We start from the raw sequence: 15,444 nt of genomic DNA, 5'->3' as shown, positions 1-15,444 counted from the left end.
ATTAGGAACCTGAGACATGCTTTGTAAGGACCTCGCGTGCCAGATCAGCGATCCGGCGCTCATTAGGGAAGGACAGGCGCTTGCCCAGGGAACCGATGGGGACCCAGGCAACATCGACGGCTTCATGATCGGGATCATTCTCGATCGTCAGATGCCCGCCGGTAGCTTCCAGCAGGAAATGGTGCACGGTCTTGTGCACACGGTAATTCGTCACGGTGAACCAGTAGTCGACCGAACCCAGCGGGGCGAGGATGCGTCCGGCAATGCCGGTCTCTTCCTCGATTTCGCGGATAGCCGCTTCCTCATTGGTTTCCACGCCCTCCGGGTGGCCCTTGGGCAGGCACCATTCCAGCCGTCCGCCACGGTTGTACCGGGCAATGATGGCCACTGGGAAGGTGGGGTCGTTGAAGTCGATCACGATGCCGCCGGAAGAGACTTCTTCCACGGTCGGCAGGCTCGTGTGACCGCCAGTTGCCTGCGCGCGAGCCATTGACGCAGTCAATGGGGTGCGCTTTGGGGCAGACGGGATCGGTCGGTTCATGGAACCACTCTATCGAGAAAGTACCGTTCGCCGCCTGATCGACGTGGACAAGTAAGTTATCTCGCAGGCAAATCCGTCGGAATTTCAAGCATTCTTCCGGGATTTCTGGCACGCTTAAGTAACTATGCATGCACTTCCCTCGCCTGACGCACTGCGTCAAATCCTGCCCTCGGTTATTTTCGACTTGGCCGACCGTTTTGTTCGGGCGGGCCATGAATTGTCGCTGGTAGGTGGGCCGGTTCGGGATCTGTACTTGGGACGCGTATCCCCGGACCTCGATTTCACCACCAGCGCTCGCCCGGAAGAAACCATCAAGGTGATTTCCGGCTGGGCCGATAACGTTTGGGATGTGGGACGCGAGTTTGGAACTATTGCCTTCAAGAAGGGCGAACACACGCTAGAGGTCACGACCTACCGCGCTGATGCCTATGACAAGGAGTCGCGCAAGCCGATCGTTGCCTTCGGTGATAACCTGCACGACGATCTCTTCCGTCGGGACTTCACCATGAACTCGATGGCTCTGCGCTTGCCGCAGCTCGAGCTGGTGGATCCTTTCGACGGCGTAAGCTCGCTGGAAGACGGGTCCATCCGCACCCCTGGTGCACCTGATATCTCCTTCTCTGACGATCCGCTGCGCATGATGCGTGCTGCCCGTTTTGCTTCGCAGCTGAAGATCGAAGTCAGTCCAGAGGTGCGCGAAGCCATGAGCGGAATGACCGATCGGATCGACATCATTTCCTCCGAGCGGGTTCGCGATGAACTGGTCAAGCTGATCAACGGTGCAGACCCGCGCGCGGGAATCGACCTTCTGGTGGAAACTGGCCTGGCCGATAAGGTGCTGCCCGAAGTCTCGGCACTGCGTCTGGAAATTGACGAGCACCACCGGCACAAGGATGTCTACCAGCATTCGCTGACCGTGCTGGAACAAGCCATGGCGTTGGAAACCGACGAAGAGGGACCTGTTCCCGGCCCGAACTTCGTGTTGCGCTTCGCGGCGCTGATGCACGATATCGGTAAGCCGGCGACCCGCAAATTTGAACCAAGCGGCGCGGTATCCTTCCGCCACCATGACATGGTGGGTTCGAAGCTCGTCAAGGCGCGTATGCGCGCCCTGCGTTTCGACAAGGACACCACCAAGTCCGTAGCCCGACTGGTCGAGTTGCACATGCGCTTCTATGGCTACGGCGAGGCCGGCTGGACCGACTCGGCGGTGCGCCGTTACGTCACCGATGCTGGAGACCTGCTCGAGCACCTGCACCGCCTGACCCGTTCGGATGTCACCACCCGCAATCGCAAGAAGGCCGACCGCCTAGCTTTTGCCTACGACGACCTCGAGGCGCGCATCGCGCAGATCGCCGAGCAAGAAGAGCTCCAGTCAATCCGCCCGGATCTTGACGGCGAGCAGATCATGCACCTGTTGGGAATCAAGCCGAGCAAGGTCGTTGGCCGCGCATACAAGTTCCTCTTGGAACTGCGTTTGGACGAAGGCCCGCTGGGCGCGGAAATCGCCACTGAGCGCTTGCGCGCCTGGTGGAAAGAACAGCCTGAAGCCCAGGAATCGGCTACCGAGGGGTAACCTCTGACCTGAGCACCAAGGGAAAAGCACCTGAAATCCGCATGGATTCGGGTGCTTTTGCCGTCCCCGGGAAAGTGCTTAAAGTTTCTGCGCAAATTTGTAGCGCATCGGGGATAATCCATGTATGCTGAATACTGTGATTGGGAAGTCTCAATGAGACTTGCGGATCGAGAAAACTTTTCAAAGAGGCCCCATGGCATCCATGGCCGGCCGAGAGCAGATTTTAGGAGGTGGCGAAATGATTAATACCAATTGGTACACAGAGACTCATCGCGGAGCGCGATTTATTGGCGGCTCTCCCATGTCTCGTCTGTGCAAGCTCATTTCCCCAACCTCCGGACAAGCGGATTCCTAACTCACGGTAAATCCCGCATAAGTTCCTGAGGTTGCAGGTCAGTAATCGACTCTCACCCTTAGGAACTTTTTTCATGCCTAGTCCACTGTTCTCCTCATCCGCTCAACGGGCAGTTCGCACCTCGGAATTAATCTTCGCAGGACCAGAAAGCCTGAAAGCTCGCGCCATTTCAACTACGCGCCAAGATCTTCCCTCCCCTTCTACTTTGACCGAAGGGAGGGACAGCAAATGAAAAAGCGTCAAGACAAGCGCAAGTTCACCAACCTTGATAGCACCGAGTTCAACCGCCGCATGCGTCAGCGTGAGCTGAAGAACCACGTGCCACCAGAAATGTACCTTCGAATTCGCTAAGGCCGGCAGCGCCATTACCGTTGCCCGCTAACAAGAATCCGAGGTACCCATGATGAACTCGCAAGGCATCGCCAAGAGGCCCGCCGGCCTGCAAGCCGGCGGGCTTCTCCGCATCCAGAGCACTGTCGAATACAGCAATGGCCAGGACCGAACGGTCCTGGCCATTGCCTTTCCGCTAACGCGGAGGGCTAGCGCTCGATGTCGCCGCGAATGAAGGCTTCCACCTTGTTGCGCGCGGTCTCATCGTCGTACTGCTCTGGTGGCGACTTCATGAAGTAGCTCGAAGCCGACAGGATCGGACCGCCGATGCCGCGGTCCAGGGCGATCTTCGCTGCGCGTACGGCATCGATGATCACGCCGGCCGAGTTTGGCGAGTCCCAAACTTCCAGCTTGTATTCCAGGTTGACCGGAGCATCGCCGAAGTTGCGGCCCTCGAGGCGGACGAAAGCCCACTTGCGGTCATCAAGCCATGCAACGTAGTCGCTTGGGCCGATGTGCACGTCGTCTTCGCCCAGGGCGGCGGAGGTGTTCGAGGTGACTGCCTGGGTCTTGGAGATCTTCTTGGATTCCAGGCGATCGCGCTCGAGCATGTTCTTGAAGTCCATGTTGCCGCCAACGTTCAGCTGGTAGGTGCGGTCCAGGACAACGCCGCGGTCTTCGAACAACTTGGCCATCACGCGGTGGGTGATGGTTGCGCCGATCTGGCTCTTGATGTCGTCGCCAACGATTGGCACACCGGCGTCAGTGAACTTCTGCGCCCACTCTGGGGTGCCGGCGATGAATACAGGCAGGGCATTGACGAATGCAACGCCTGCGTCGATGGCGCACTGTGCGTAGAACTTGGCGGCCTGCTCGGAACCAACTGGCAGGTAGCAAACCAGGACATCGACTTCGTTGTCCTTCAGGGACTGGACGATGTCAACTGGCTCGGCTGCAGACTCTTCGATGGTCTCGCGGTAGTACTTGCCCAGGCCATCCAAGGTGTGGCCGCGCTGAACGGTCACTCCGGTGGTTGGAACGTCGGCAATCTTGATGGTGTTGTTCTCGCTGGCCAAGATGGCTTCCGAGAGGTCGAGCCCGACTTTCTTGGCGTCGACATCGAAGGCGGCAACGAACTGAACGTCGCCCACGTGGTACTGGCCGAACTGCACATGCATGAGACCTGGAACCGTGGAATCAGCATCGGCGTTTCGGTAGTACTCAACACCTTGGATAAGGGAAGTGGCGCAGTTGCCTACGCCTACGATGGCAACGCGAATCGGGTTCGCCGACACATGAACTCCTTATTGAAATGTATAAAACCTTTGGGCAATAGGGCGCGCAAAAGCGCATTGCGCAAATTGACCCATAATGATCTTAAGTCTTAATGGAGTGCAAACATTCCCAATCGTGCCCGGTATCACCGAATAACTATCGGGGCGGCCTCTCTGGGCTAGCGAAACCGAGGTGATTACTGCACTGTCTCAGCGAAGCTGCACCAATAGCAGGTAAAGCACCTAAGGATTGGATACTACTGACAGTGACGATCAATTCAGGCATTAAAGTGACTTCATGGGCTAAGACCTAGTTGGTCATGACCATGAGTTGGCGCCATTTTTGCGTGCTAGCCCGAACTGGTGCCGCAACTTCACCAAAACCCTGACTAGCGGTGCAGGCAACGTGGTTCTGAGGCGGTGGCGCAAAGGCTGGCGGCGAATATGCGCCAGCATTTCCGGATCAGTGTGCAGCTTTCCAGCTCGAGCTCGCTGCGCGAGAATCTCGAGGGACTGAACGAAACTGTGGTCCACCCTGTGGAAGTAGTTTTCCCGCAACCAGGCTTTGGTAGGTTCACCGAAGCTCAAGCCGGCGACGTCATCCAAGGTGCCGATGACGCCGGAGGCAACAAAGACCGTATTGATCATCTGCGCGCTGACGCCGAAGTCGGAAAGGACCAGCGTTGGCAACCCGCGATCAATGGATTCCAAGGCAGCAGTCGAAGACACTGTTACCAAGGCGCTGCCATCGGCCAATGCTTCACTCATTGATCCGGTATCGAAGCGAAGCCGCGACTCGGGCCCGATCCGCCGTTCGGACTGCAACTTCTCGAACAGCGAATCGTACGGGAACGCCTCGAGATGCGTTTGGGGCTCACCGGCCTTGGCGCGGAGCTTGACGATCACCTCAAGTTCGGGATTCATCTTGCTAGCCTGCTCGAGAGCCAGCAGGATCGACTCGCGTTCGCTCTCTTGGGCAGGTACCTTCGCTTGCGGCGCGAACACCAAGCGTTCGACCACCTGCTTTTGCGCTGGCGGGAATCCTGCCGAGTGCAAGAACGGGAGCTTGCTGACCATGATGGTCGGCTGGTGCCCTACCTGGCCTTCGATCATGAATGAGAAATCACGGGCTTCGGCATGCGAATGGCAAATGAACGCATCGCCGGCTCGACGATAGTTCCACCCCTTCTGCGTGGCGGGGAATGCCACGCCAGGCAGGGCGGAAATCAGTGCGGTGCACCGGCCATCAGTCGGCTCGGTGCGAAGCATGCGAGAGTAGATCTCGGCAACTACCGGCCCGGTGGCCGAAGCGAAAACAATGTCTTCATCTACGGTGTCGGCTTCTAATTGGGATACGGAAATCACCTGCAGGATATCCGGATCCAGATCCGTGCCTTCAAAGGCGGCTGCGATCTGGTCGGCGGTCGGCATCACCGGGGTCCGCGCCAAATACACCTTGCGATCCCATGCGGGACCTAGGCGGTTCAGGAAGCTCGTTGCCAGCTTCAGATAGGAATCCGAGTCGGCGATGGCAAGTATTGATGGCTTCATCGGCTGATTCACACCTTCAATGAACTGGATAGGTGCTCGCGCAACTCGGATGGGGTACCAGGGGTCCACCAGCTGTCAATCACGGCTTGCGGATAGAGGCAGCGGGCATCAGGACCCAGCAGCAGGCGCAGGGATGGAATCACCGTGGAAGGCAAGGCGCGGATCTCCTGGCCTGGTCGCAGGACACGCAAACGCATTTCAATGGGAACGGTGTGCTCCTTGAGCACCACCTGATCAATCCCCGAGATCTTCTCCAGCAATTCGGGAGTTTCACGGCGATGCGGGAAGTACGCAACCGGGCCTTCGGAAGCGATCTGCTCAATCCAGCGCAGATACGGCTGCTCAAAAATCAGCTCATCAGCCACCATCGCCGAACCGATCAGCAAGGTAGATTCGGTGAACTGCTCGGCTACCGGCTGGGTAGCGAGCCATTCAAACTTGTGCTGCGCGAATTTGATCCCCAGATCAGCCATCTTCTGACGGGATGCCGGGTCGACATACAACGCTGAAACAATCAACAGGCGATCTTCACGGGCCAGCTGGCGCAAACGATGCCAGGTCGCCAATCCCATGGCCACGCGTGCTGCGGAATTCCTGGTCCGGGCGCGCACCAACGGGGTGGGCTCATCGGAAATGAGCTGCTTGATCAGGGCCAGCGTAGCCATGCCGTCATCGATGATCACGATTTCCTTGGCCCGTACGCCTGCCAGCAGCGTGCGCTGGATCTTGCCCGAGTAGGCGTCGCCAGTGACATACCGATCGGCAGCGCCTTTGGGCTGCGGAGGCTTACGAGCGGCCGGTTCAAAATGAACCCCTGCAGGGGCATGATTCAGCATTGCCTGCGTCGTGGCTTCCAGGGGCATTCCCTGACGGGGGATGATCCGGATGTCCGTGCCCAGCAGCCCTGCGGCATGCGTTTCTACCGCCGAAAGCAGCTGCAGTGGCGACTCCACCCAAACGTGCGCGGTGCCGAAACGCGGGCGTGGCACCTCGTGGGTGTCATGTTGAGTCAGTTTCATCATGGTGAGGGTCATTTTGCCAGTCGGCTCAGGGATTTGGAAAGCGTGTCCAGCTGCTTGGAACCATTGCGCAGCACACGGCGCGAGGCCCCGCGGACTTTGGAAGGCAGCGAGCGGCGCGAGCTGATGTGCGCCCAGCGTGGAGGCAGCTCCAGCCTGGTGATGCGCCGGCGCTTGAAATGAGCCGAGAACTCCGGGTAGTGCGCGGACAAAAAGGACTCGGCCTGCTCGCGCAGGTGAGGCAGTTGCGCGGCCTGCATGCAGTAGGCCACGGCAGCCAGCAGTTCGGTGAGGCGGTCGCTGCCGCCACCGTGCGCCGGAACCGGCACGTCCTGGACGAACAAGGCATGGATGATGGACAACGGGATGCGGTTGGAATTCTCGTAGGGAGCCAGCGCCTGGAGCAGTCTGCCGGTGCCCACTGCGTAGACCTCGGTATCCAGGATGTACTTGGCGGTGGCCAAGCCTGTGGAGAAGCAGGAGATCACCACGGCTGGACGTACCGCCGCGATGACGGTTTCCGCCAGATGATCGGTGCCGACCAACCGGAAATCCAGCCCCATGTCCCTGGCGGCTGCAGACAAGCGTGCCGCTGAGGTGGCGCTGGCCGATGGGTGCGCCTTGAACAGGACGGTGGAAATTTCCCGGCGGGCCACCTCGTTGAGCATTTCCAGATGCAGCTCGAATTCTTCCTCGGCATCCATCAGGCCCAAGGAACCCAGGTACTGGCCGAGGATCAGCGCACTGCCGGTTGGCAGATCGAATTCTGCCCCCTGGGCCAGTTCGCCGAAGATTGCAGCCAGGCCGCCGGTGGCCAAGACCTCGCGCCGCGGCTCGAGCTCTGCGAGCAGGTGAGGCTGCAGTCCTGGAACCAAGTCCACATGGATGGTGCCCATGACGCGCTGGCGAAGCGGCATTGGCAATCGATTACGGGTTGGGCCATAGGACATCAAGCCGTCGGAGTGGATCCACAGCTGGGCATCAAAGAAAATACGCGCCAGCGCACGCGCCGGATTGACCTGGATGGATTCCAGAACCAAGGTCAAGGGTTCATTGCCCAGATCCCAAGCGCTGCGCAGGAGGCGTTCGAAAATATGCAGCTCGTCCTCACGCGGGTTGAACTGTGCCGGGCGACGCGGGGAGGTCAGCGCAGCGAAATCCACCACGCGGTCAAAGCGGGCGGCAAGCTTCTCGAAGCCCGGGACTTCATCCAACGCAGTAGTCAGTTCCGGAACCTGCGAGCCGTTAGCCAAGACGAGAATTCGTTCATCTGCCTCGGGGAGCAGTCCTGCATCGGCCATCGCGGCCAGAGAAGCAAGCTGGAAATAGCTGCTGGCTTCAATCAGTGCGATCACTTGGCGGCCCCGATCTGACCTGGCTGGAGGAAGGAGAGAATATGGCGGCGACGGGCAACGTCCATCTCGAGGGCAACCTGGCGGGCCATCGGCGCATCAATAGTGGTGAATACCTGGCGCAGTTTCTGCTTCATCTCCAAGCGGACTTCCGGCGGGTAGTTCTTCGCGCGCTTCTCGTGGTGGCACACGATGGCGAAGAACTGCCGCATCGCCTTGGGCAGGTGGCGATCCGCGTCCGGGTGCAAGCGCACCTCGGTGAGGATCTGCGAGTAGGCCGGAATGAAGCCGAGCTGACGGTGGTCGAAGACCTGGGTCAGCGAGCCGGGCAGGCCGCGGCGGTAGAACACCCCGGGGGAGGAAACGACGGAATAGCGCTCGGTGTTCAGATGCAGCTTCCATAGCCAGAGGCGGTCTTCGGCGCTGTGCAACTGCGCGTCGAAGTACATCAGTTCGCGGGCGCGCATCAGGTCGGTGCGGTACATGCCCGCCCACACGAAGGCGTAGTCCACCATGGACGGCGAATCGATAGGTTCAATGTCATCGGCCGGGTTCAGCGGCATGCCGCGCAACGCCTGCGGGGCGCGGTGGATGACGCGATTGGTGCCGGTGACACGCACATGATCGCAACGCACGAAGTCCACGTGCAGTTCGGTCAAGGATTCCGCCAGGGCTTCCAAATGCTCGGGGGAGTACCAGTCGTCGGGGTCGAGGAAGGTGAAGTATTCGCCGGTGACCTGTTCCAACCCGGCATTGCGGGCGGCAGAAACTCCGGCATTCTCAGGCAGCGAGATCAGGTTCAGGCCAGGCAATTGGTCTTGGTAGCTGCGAACCAGGGCAGCAGTCTGGTCATCGGAAGCGTCATCAACCACGAGCACTTCCAGCTCCCAGCGTCCCAGCTTCTGCCGGACCAGCGATGACAAGGCATCGCAAATATATGCTTCTTGGTTATAGGCGGGGATAACCACGGAAATGCGCCCGGGGATCAAACTCATCTGTGCTTCAAGGCCTTCCTCATGCAGACAAAAATAAACGGCGGTTGGACCCGTCGGTGAGTCCAACCGCCGGATACGTAGGCGTGCTTAGGCGTCGACGCGGCGCAGGCGCGAGAGCGGTGCCAGCTCGCCTGGGAAGACCTTCTTCACGCCGTCACCCATGGCCTGCTCCAGGATGCGGATGTCGCGGATCAGCGACTCGAAGCCCTTTGGCTCCAGCGACGAGGCCTGGTCCGAACCCCACATGGTGCGGTCCAGGGTGATGTGGCGCTCGACGGTCACTGCGCCCAGGGCAACAGCAGCCAGCGAGATCTGCAGGCCGCGCTCGTGGCCCGAGTAGCCCACTGGGACCTGGTAGCGGTCGCGCAGGGTCTCGATCATGCGCAGGTTGGCCTCTTCAGGAGGCAGCGGGTAGGTGGAGGTAGCGTGCATCATGACCAGGTTCGAGGTACCCAGGGTCTCGACGGCCTTGTCGATCTGCTCGATGGTGGACATGCCGGTGGACAGGATGATCGGCTTGCCGGTCTGCGCCAGGGCCTTGAGCAGCTCGATGTCGGTGACCGATGCGGAGGCGACCTTGTGGGTGACTGCACCCTGCTCTTCCATGAATTCGACCGATGGAACATCCCATGGCGAGGCGAAGGCGTGCAGGCCCTTGGAGGCTGCGTAGGAGATGAGCTCCTTGTACTGCGCCTGGTCGAACTCGACGCGGTAGCGGTAGTCCAGGTAGGTCATGTCGCCCCATGGGGTGGAGCGGATCTTGTCGCGCATGTCCATCGGGGTGGAAATGTCCGGGGTGCGCTTCTGGAACTTCACTGCGTTGGCACCGGCTTCAGCAGAGATATCGATCAGCTGCTTGGCGATCTCGATGTCGCCGTTGTGGTTGATGCCGATCTCGCCGATGACGTAGACCTGCTGGCCTGCGCCAACCTGGACGTCGCCGATAGCAACAGGCTTGATGTCAGTAGTCATGGAAGTCATGGGTATTGCCTTTCAGTGGGTGAAACTTGGAGAACTCTTGGTGGCGGTGCGTGCGGCGAGAACCAGTTCGGCTAGTTCCCGTACCGCTCCGTGCCCGCCCTTGCGGGTCAGTTTGTACCGTGCTGCCCGGTGCACATCTTCCTGGGCATCGGCCACGGTGATCGGCCAGCCGACCAACGCCATCGCGCCCAGATCGTTGATGTCGTTGCCCACGTAGGCAACACGAGCCGGATTGATGGATTCGTCAGCCAGCCAGCGGGCCAGGTATTCGGCCTTGTTGTCGATTCCGTGGGCCACTTCGACGTTCAGCTTGGCGGCGCGGGCGGCGACAACAGGGTTGATTTCCTTGGAGAGAATAAGGAACTTCACTCCGGCAGCCCGCAACCGGGCCACTCCCATTCCATCGGAGCGGGAGACGCGCACGGTTTCGGTTCCGTGCTCATCGACATACGCGGTGTCCGGGGTATGCACCCCGTCGAAATCCGTGATGACCGCGTCGACTTCGATCGGTTCCCGGGTGGCCGGAACGGCCAGCCCAGCGAGCAGCAGGTCTGCCTCGGTATCGATGTCGATGCCGTGCTCTGCTGGAACTTCGTGAACCCGGACCTTTCCGAAGAAACGGTGCCCTGCCTCGCGGAATCCGCGGGTATCCATCACGTAGAAGGCCCCGGTTTCGCGGAAGCGCGGTTCGCGATCCTGGCGACGCGGACGGTGCAGCTTGTCGTGGCCTACGGCGACCGCTTCGCCCTGCGGATCCAGGCCCCAATGGAAACCGTGGTCCGCAACAGCTGCGAAGCTGACGTCGGCGCGTTTCGAAGAAACCGCCGCAATGGCTGCGTCCAGATCCTCCGGATCGATGAACGGGCTGGTGCACTGGATGAACACGGTGATCTCTGGCTGAGATTCCGCATTCGCTAGCGCATGGAGCAGAACTGACTCGCTGCTGGCCGTGTCGCCGGCGATATCTGCCGGTCGATCGATGACTCGCGCCCCGTAGCGAAGCGCTTCGGCCTTGATCTGCTCATGGTCGGTACTGACCACGACGTCGCTGACTGCCGCCGCGGATCTGGCTGATTCGATTGCGCGGCCCAGCAGCGATTTGCCGCCGATCTCACGCAGGTTCTTAAGCCGGATGCCCTTGGATCCTCCCCTGGCGGGGATGATCGCCATGGCATTTGGCTGGTTGGTTTTGCTCACGAGTAAGACGCTATGGGCATAAGTTAACTAAGAGGGGGCATCTGGGTTAACGCACGGTGAAGTGCCGGTGTAATCACCTGTTTGTTTGCTGAATGCGAGGTCAGCAAGCGTTTTACGTACGATTCGGTGAATCCGGAAGAGGGATTTCGAGCCCTCAGAACCGCATAAAAGATCAAAGCGACTAATGAAACATGAGTGTGCAAGGCGGAGCTTAGGCACAGAACATTTAGGCTGGAGGGTATGCACGAGCCAAACCAGTCACAGCCCACGCGTGGCCCCCTGCGGATTACCGTGCCATCACGCGCTGACGGGTTCCTTCGACAGTTCACCGCAATGATCGGTGGCCGCCTGGGACGACACAGCGATCCAGGCCGAGTCGATCCAGGATTCTTCAGCGTGGAACGAGTCATTATCCTGATGACCACCGTGGGCGCCTTGCTGATGCTCCTTGCCAAGAACCCCTGCCGGGTCAACGGGTGGACTGGCAACAACCCGTACGCCTATGCGTGCTACAGCGACTGGGTTCCGCTGTTCTCCGCCCGCGGCTTCGCCGAGAACCCCTGGGCGCCATTCAGCGCGACCGCCCAGTTCGAGTACCCGGTACTGATGAGCACGGTGGCCTCGGCCGTTGCCTCGATCATCCCCACGGGGATCGAAAACCGTTCGCTGCTGTACTTCGACATCAACCTGCTGCTCGTTGCGATCCTGTGGATGGTCACCGTGATCGCCACCCTGCGGATGACCGGGCGCCGCCCGTGGGATGCCGCAATGGTGGCTATTGCCCCGGGCATCATCCTGGCCGGCAGCATCAACTGGGACATGTGGGCTGTGGCCTTGCTGGCCCTGGGCATGCTGGCATTCGCACGAAAGCACACCGTCCTTGCCGGGGTGCTGATCGGCTTAGGTGCCGCGATGAAGATCTATCCGTTCTTCATCCTCGGCGCGGTGCTGATATTGGCCATTCGCACCGGCAGGCTCAAGACCTTCTGGGTGACTGGCGGAACCGCCGCGGCGACATGGGCACTGGTGAACCTTCCCTATGCGCTGGCGTTCCCCGACTCGTTCATGCACTTCTTCAACTTCTCTTCTGAACGCGGGGCAGGCTTCTCCAGCTTCTGGCACGCATGGAATGTCATCGCCGATAACAGGGGAGGGGTCCCGCTCTTTGAAGCCGAACAGATTTCCCGTTACGGCCTGGTCCTCTTCTTCCTGTGCTGCGTGGGCGTCGCAGTGCTGGGCTTGACTGCTAAACGCACCCCGCGCCTGGCCTCCATGGCCTTCTTGATCATTGCTTCCTTTGTCATGGTCAATAAGGTGTATTCACCACAGTTCATCGTCTGGCTGATTCCGCTGTTCGCCCTCGCCTTGCCGCGCTGGCGCGAATTCGTTGTCTGGATGCTCGTGGAAATCGCGCACTTCTACGCTGTTTGGTTCTACCTTGATTCCCTCTCTGCGGAAGAAGCGCAGAAGGCCTTCCCTGAGACCGGTTATGCGGTGCTGGTGCTGGCGCATATGGTGATGCTGGGATACCTGATGTTCTTGGTGGCACGTTCAATTCTTGATCCACGCCACGACCCGATTCGTGCCGTGGGCCAGGATGATCCTTTGGCCGGCCCATTCGCCGGACTGGAGGACCGCTGGACCCTGCGCGGACTGCTGCCTCAATCCAAGAAAACGAATGAAGTGGCGGGAAATAAATCATGAGCGATGTTGCCGTTGTCGGTGCGGGACCCAATGGGCTAGCAGCCGCAGCAGTTGCTGCCCGTGCTGGATTAAGCGTCACGGTATATGAAGCCAACGACACCATCGGCGGGGCCGCCAGAACGCAGCCGCTGAATGGTTCTGCAGCGAAATTCGATTTGGGCAGCGCAGTGCATCCGATGGCCATGCAATCCCAAGCCATGCATGAACTGGGCGTCCACGACAAGGTGGAGTTCATCGTCCCCGAGCTGTCCTTCGCCCATGTGCTGGATCGCCGGACTGCCTACGCGTACAAGGATCTGGAACGCACCGGGCAGGAACTTGGAGGCGCGGACGGCGAGATGTACACCCGGCTCCTGGGCCCGCTGGTCAAGCAGATTGACGGGGTCAGCCAGACACTGCTCAATCCTCTGCTGAGGGTTCCCTCGAACCCCGCAGCGTTGGCGACCTTTGCCGTGAGCACGGTGGCGGGCATGGCCGTCAAGGAACTCTTTTCTGGAAAGTTTGAACGCGCCGCCGCGCTCTACGCAGGCTGTTCCGCCCACGTTGCGGGAGGCTCTCGCGGACCGGCCAATGCCGGGGCAGGACTGTTCCTTGCAGCAACAGCGCACGGCAAGGGATGGGCCATCCCGCGTGGAGGTTCCCAAGCCATCAGCGACGCCTTGGCCGAAGAAGCGATGGCTCATGGAGCAAAAATCCTTACCGGCACCCGCGTCAACCATGTTGATGAGCTTTCTGCGCAGAGCATCCTCTTCGATACCTCCGCCGAAAACGCTGCCAAGCTTTCAACAGGACACCTGCCTGAACGGCTCTCGCACGCGTTGAGCAGCATCCGGCGCTCGCCGGGAAGCTGCCTGGTGCACTACGTCCTTTCGGCACCGGTTCCATGGCGCGACGAGACTCTGGGCAAGGCCGGCACCGTGCACCTGGGCGGCACCGCGGCGCAGGTCGGGAAGGCCGAACGCGCCGCAGTGCGCGGGGGAGCGGCGAAGCCGTTCATGATTGTTGCCCAGCCCTCGCAATTTGATGATTCGCGGGCACCGCAGGGCCAGCACGTCATCTGGGCCTACTGCCACGTGCCACTGGATTCTCCGGTAGACATGAGCCGGGAACTGAAGGAAATGATTGAACAGGCAGCCCCTGGTTTCAGCGAGACAATCATTGAATCCCATGTTGTCACCGCCCAGGACTTGGAAGTGCAGAACTCGGCACTGGTCGGTGGCGATCTTTCCGGGGGAACCATGGACCTGCTGGGCAGCATCAAGCGGCCTCGGATCTCGGCCGACCCGTGGTACCTGCAGTCCAAAGGACTGTACTTGGTATCCTCGGCTGCGCCTCCGGGGCCGTCGGTGCATGGCATGGGCGGATTCCTCGGAGCGCAATCGATGCTCAAACGGGAATACGGAATCGCAAACTGGAAATCGGTGAACTGAGAGGCAATGGAATCAGTGCTCGCGCAGCTCGTTGGCTGGGTCTTCCTGGCAGCACTCTGGTGGCTGTTTATCCGGCAATACCGCAAGGACCCACGCCGCTTGGGTCTGGCTGCACTTCTCTTGCCGCTGGTGTTCTTCACCATTTCGGCGGTCGTCGACCTGTTGACCAGTGTGATCCCCGGGTTTGGGTTCCTCTTCTCCATAGTGCTGGTGCTGACCCCGCTGATGGTCGTTGTCTTCGGTGCCGCGCTGATCTACAACGGGATCCTGATGTGCCGGCGCGAAGGAGCCAAACCTGCGAATCTGCTGTCATTGGCAGCCGGGCTATCCGTCTTTGTCCTGCCAGTCATTGCGGTGCTGCTGATTCGCATCGAATCCTGGTGGACCTATTCGCTGGCTTTCGTCCTGTTCATGGCCTCCGTCTTCACGGCGAGCTTGTTCGCCATGCTGTTGCTGTACGCATGGGTGCACGCCAGATACCCATCCAAGGGCGAAGCCGCCGCCGTGGTGGTCCTTGGTGCCCGCACAATCAACGGCAAGGTCACCCCGTTGCTGCGTGGCCGCTTGGACAAGGGCATAGACCTGCATCAACTGCAGGCATCTGCTCGCCCCTTCATGGTTCCGACCGGGGGACAGGGCCATGATGAGGAAGAACCAGAGGGCGTAAGCATGGCCCGCTACCTGCGTGAGCAGGGCATTGCCGATGAACAGATTCTGGTTGAAGACCGGGCCAGGGACACCCTTGAGAACCTGGAGTTCTCCGACGCCTTGGTCCGTGCCCAGCGTCCGGATGGCCAGCTGTGGTTGGTCACCAGCGACTATCATGCGCTGCGTGCAGCGATGGCGTCACGCAAGCTCGGCTTGGATGCCCGTGCCTTCGGCGGGAAAACGGCGGCCTACTACCGTCCGAGTGCCTTCCTCAGGGAATGCGTTGCGATCGTGCGGGATCAAAAGAAGCTGATGGTTTTGCTGGCCCTGCCCTTCGCATTAGCCGTCGCAGGGATGATGTTCGTGCTCACGACGACCTTCTAACTTCCTTGGCACCCTGGGACCATGCACCATCTGGTGCATGGGCCCAGTTTTCGGTTCCCTGCCATCACCCTTTTGGTTGAGCCATAAATCAGCACTGGGGGCGGTGA

The 15,444-nt window shown here is 60.1% G+C and carries 13 protein-coding genes; 5 read left to right on the top strand and 8 right to left on the bottom strand.

Annotated elements, in window-relative coordinates; translation table 11 throughout:
• Window position 1: 1 nt before the first annotated feature.
• Window positions 2-541: an NUDIX domain-containing protein gene (locus M2368_RS14370; RefSeq protein ID WP_105656609.1), complete on the bottom strand. Its 540-nt coding sequence runs from the start codon at window positions 539-541 to the stop codon at window positions 2-4.
• Window positions 542-665: 124 nt separating this feature from the next.
• Between M2368_RS14370 and M2368_RS14365 the strand changes: the two genes are divergently transcribed.
• Both M2368_RS14365 and M2368_RS14360 read left to right on the top strand, forming a co-directional pair.
• A complete protein-coding gene (locus tag M2368_RS14365; protein WP_105656608.1) occupies window positions 666-2,117 on the top strand; it encodes a CCA tRNA nucleotidyltransferase in 1,452 nt (483 codons plus the stop codon).
• 583 nt (window positions 2,118-2,700) lie between these two features.
• Window positions 2,701-2,823: a hypothetical protein gene (locus M2368_RS14360; protein ID WP_255209577.1), complete on the top strand. Its 123-nt coding sequence runs from the start codon at window positions 2,701-2,703 to the stop codon at window positions 2,821-2,823.
• Window positions 2,824-3,011: 188 nt separating this feature from the next.
• Here M2368_RS14360 and M2368_RS14355 read toward each other — a convergent pair whose 3' ends face one another.
• From M2368_RS14355 to M2368_RS14325, 7 genes are all read right to left on the bottom strand, one after another.
• A complete protein-coding gene (locus M2368_RS14355; RefSeq protein ID WP_105656607.1) occupies window positions 3,012-4,097 on the bottom strand; it encodes an inositol-3-phosphate synthase in 1,086 nt (361 codons plus the stop codon).
• Between the two features lie 297 nt (window positions 4,098-4,394).
• Window positions 4,395-5,627 carry a DUF6716 putative glycosyltransferase gene (locus M2368_RS14350; RefSeq protein WP_286134086.1) on the bottom strand — a complete coding sequence of 411 codons (1,233 nt, stop codon included), beginning with the start codon at window positions 5,625-5,627 and terminating at the stop codon, window positions 4,395-4,397.
• A gap of 8 nt (window positions 5,628-5,635) precedes the next feature.
• Window positions 5,636-6,661 (bottom strand): hypothetical protein, encoded by a 1,026-nt coding sequence (locus tag M2368_RS14345; RefSeq protein ID WP_426735882.1) that lies wholly within the window; start codon window positions 6,659-6,661, stop codon window positions 5,636-5,638.
• Window positions 6,658-8,001 carry a polysialyltransferase family glycosyltransferase gene (locus M2368_RS14340; RefSeq protein WP_105656604.1) on the bottom strand — a complete coding sequence of 448 codons (1,344 nt, stop codon included), beginning with the start codon at window positions 7,999-8,001 and terminating at the stop codon, window positions 6,658-6,660. The genes M2368_RS14345 and M2368_RS14340 overlap by 4 nt, the downstream gene beginning before the upstream one ends.
• A complete protein-coding gene (locus tag M2368_RS14335; protein WP_105656603.1) occupies window positions 7,998-8,993 on the bottom strand; it encodes a glycosyltransferase family 2 protein in 996 nt (331 codons plus the stop codon). The genes M2368_RS14340 and M2368_RS14335 overlap by 4 nt, the downstream gene beginning before the upstream one ends.
• An 87-nt stretch (window positions 8,994-9,080) precedes the next feature.
• The gene (locus tag M2368_RS14330) at window positions 9,081-9,974 is read right to left on the bottom strand and encodes an N-acetylneuraminate synthase family protein (RefSeq protein WP_105656602.1); all 894 of its coding nucleotides are present in this window, start codon (window positions 9,972-9,974) and stop codon (window positions 9,081-9,083) included.
• Between the two features lie 12 nt (window positions 9,975-9,986).
• The gene (locus M2368_RS14325) at window positions 9,987-11,171 is read right to left on the bottom strand and encodes an acylneuraminate cytidylyltransferase (protein ID WP_105656601.1); all 1,185 of its coding nucleotides are present in this window, start codon (window positions 11,169-11,171) and stop codon (window positions 9,987-9,989) included.
• A gap of 240 nt (window positions 11,172-11,411) precedes the next feature.
• Here M2368_RS14325 and M2368_RS14320 point away from each other — a divergent pair, with 240 nt between their 5' ends.
• From M2368_RS14320 to M2368_RS14310, 3 genes are read left to right on the top strand one after another with little or no spacing between them, the layout of a single operon-like run.
• Entirely contained in the window at window positions 11,412-12,875 is a 1,464-nt protein-coding gene (locus tag M2368_RS14320; protein WP_105656600.1) for a glycosyltransferase family 87 protein, read from the top strand.
• Window positions 12,872-14,305, top strand: coding sequence for a phytoene desaturase family protein (locus M2368_RS14315; RefSeq protein ID WP_105656599.1), 1,434 nt, complete (start codon window positions 12,872-12,874; stop codon window positions 14,303-14,305). Before M2368_RS14320 ends, M2368_RS14315 begins: the two co-directional genes overlap by 4 nt.
• Window positions 14,306-14,311: 6 nt before the next feature.
• A complete protein-coding gene (locus tag M2368_RS14310; RefSeq protein ID WP_105656598.1) occupies window positions 14,312-15,337 on the top strand; it encodes a YdcF family protein in 1,026 nt (341 codons plus the stop codon).
• The last annotated feature ends 107 nt before the right edge of the window (window positions 15,338-15,444 follow it).

Source organism: Arthrobacter sp. JUb119 (assembly GCF_024807995.1).
Taxonomy (GTDB): domain Bacteria; phylum Actinomycetota; class Actinomycetes; order Actinomycetales; family Micrococcaceae; genus Glutamicibacter.
This window is presented reverse-complemented; position numbering and strand designations above follow the sequence as displayed.

Coding starts and splice junctions, on each gene's coding strand:
- M2368_RS14320 (WP_105656600.1), top strand. CDS start 11,412: ATGCACGAGCCAAACCAGTCACAGCCCACGCGTGGCCCCCTGCGGATT.
- M2368_RS14360 (WP_255209577.1), top strand. CDS start 2,701: ATGAAAAAGCGTCAAGACAAGCGCAAGTTCACCAACCTTGATAGCACC.
- M2368_RS14335 (WP_105656603.1), bottom strand. CDS start 8,993: ATGAGTTTGATCCCCGGGCGCATTTCCGTGGTTATCCCCGCCTATAAC.
- M2368_RS14365 (WP_105656608.1), top strand. CDS start 666: ATGCATGCACTTCCCTCGCCTGACGCACTGCGTCAAATCCTGCCCTCG.
- M2368_RS14315 (WP_105656599.1), top strand. CDS start 12,872: ATGAGCGATGTTGCCGTTGTCGGTGCGGGACCCAATGGGCTAGCAGCC.
- M2368_RS14310 (WP_105656598.1), top strand. CDS start 14,312: ATGGAATCAGTGCTCGCGCAGCTCGTTGGCTGGGTCTTCCTGGCAGCA.
- M2368_RS14330 (WP_105656602.1), bottom strand. CDS start 9,974: ATGACTTCCATGACTACTGACATCAAGCCTGTTGCTATCGGCGACGTC.
- M2368_RS14350 (WP_286134086.1), bottom strand. CDS start 5,627: ATGAAGCCATCAATACTTGCCATCGCCGACTCGGATTCCTATCTGAAG.
- M2368_RS14345 (WP_426735882.1), bottom strand. CDS start 6,661: ATGACCCTCACCATGATGAAACTGACTCAACATGACACCCACGAGGTG.
- M2368_RS14370 (WP_105656609.1), bottom strand. CDS start 541: ATGAACCGACCGATCCCGTCTGCCCCAAAGCGCACCCCATTGACTGCG.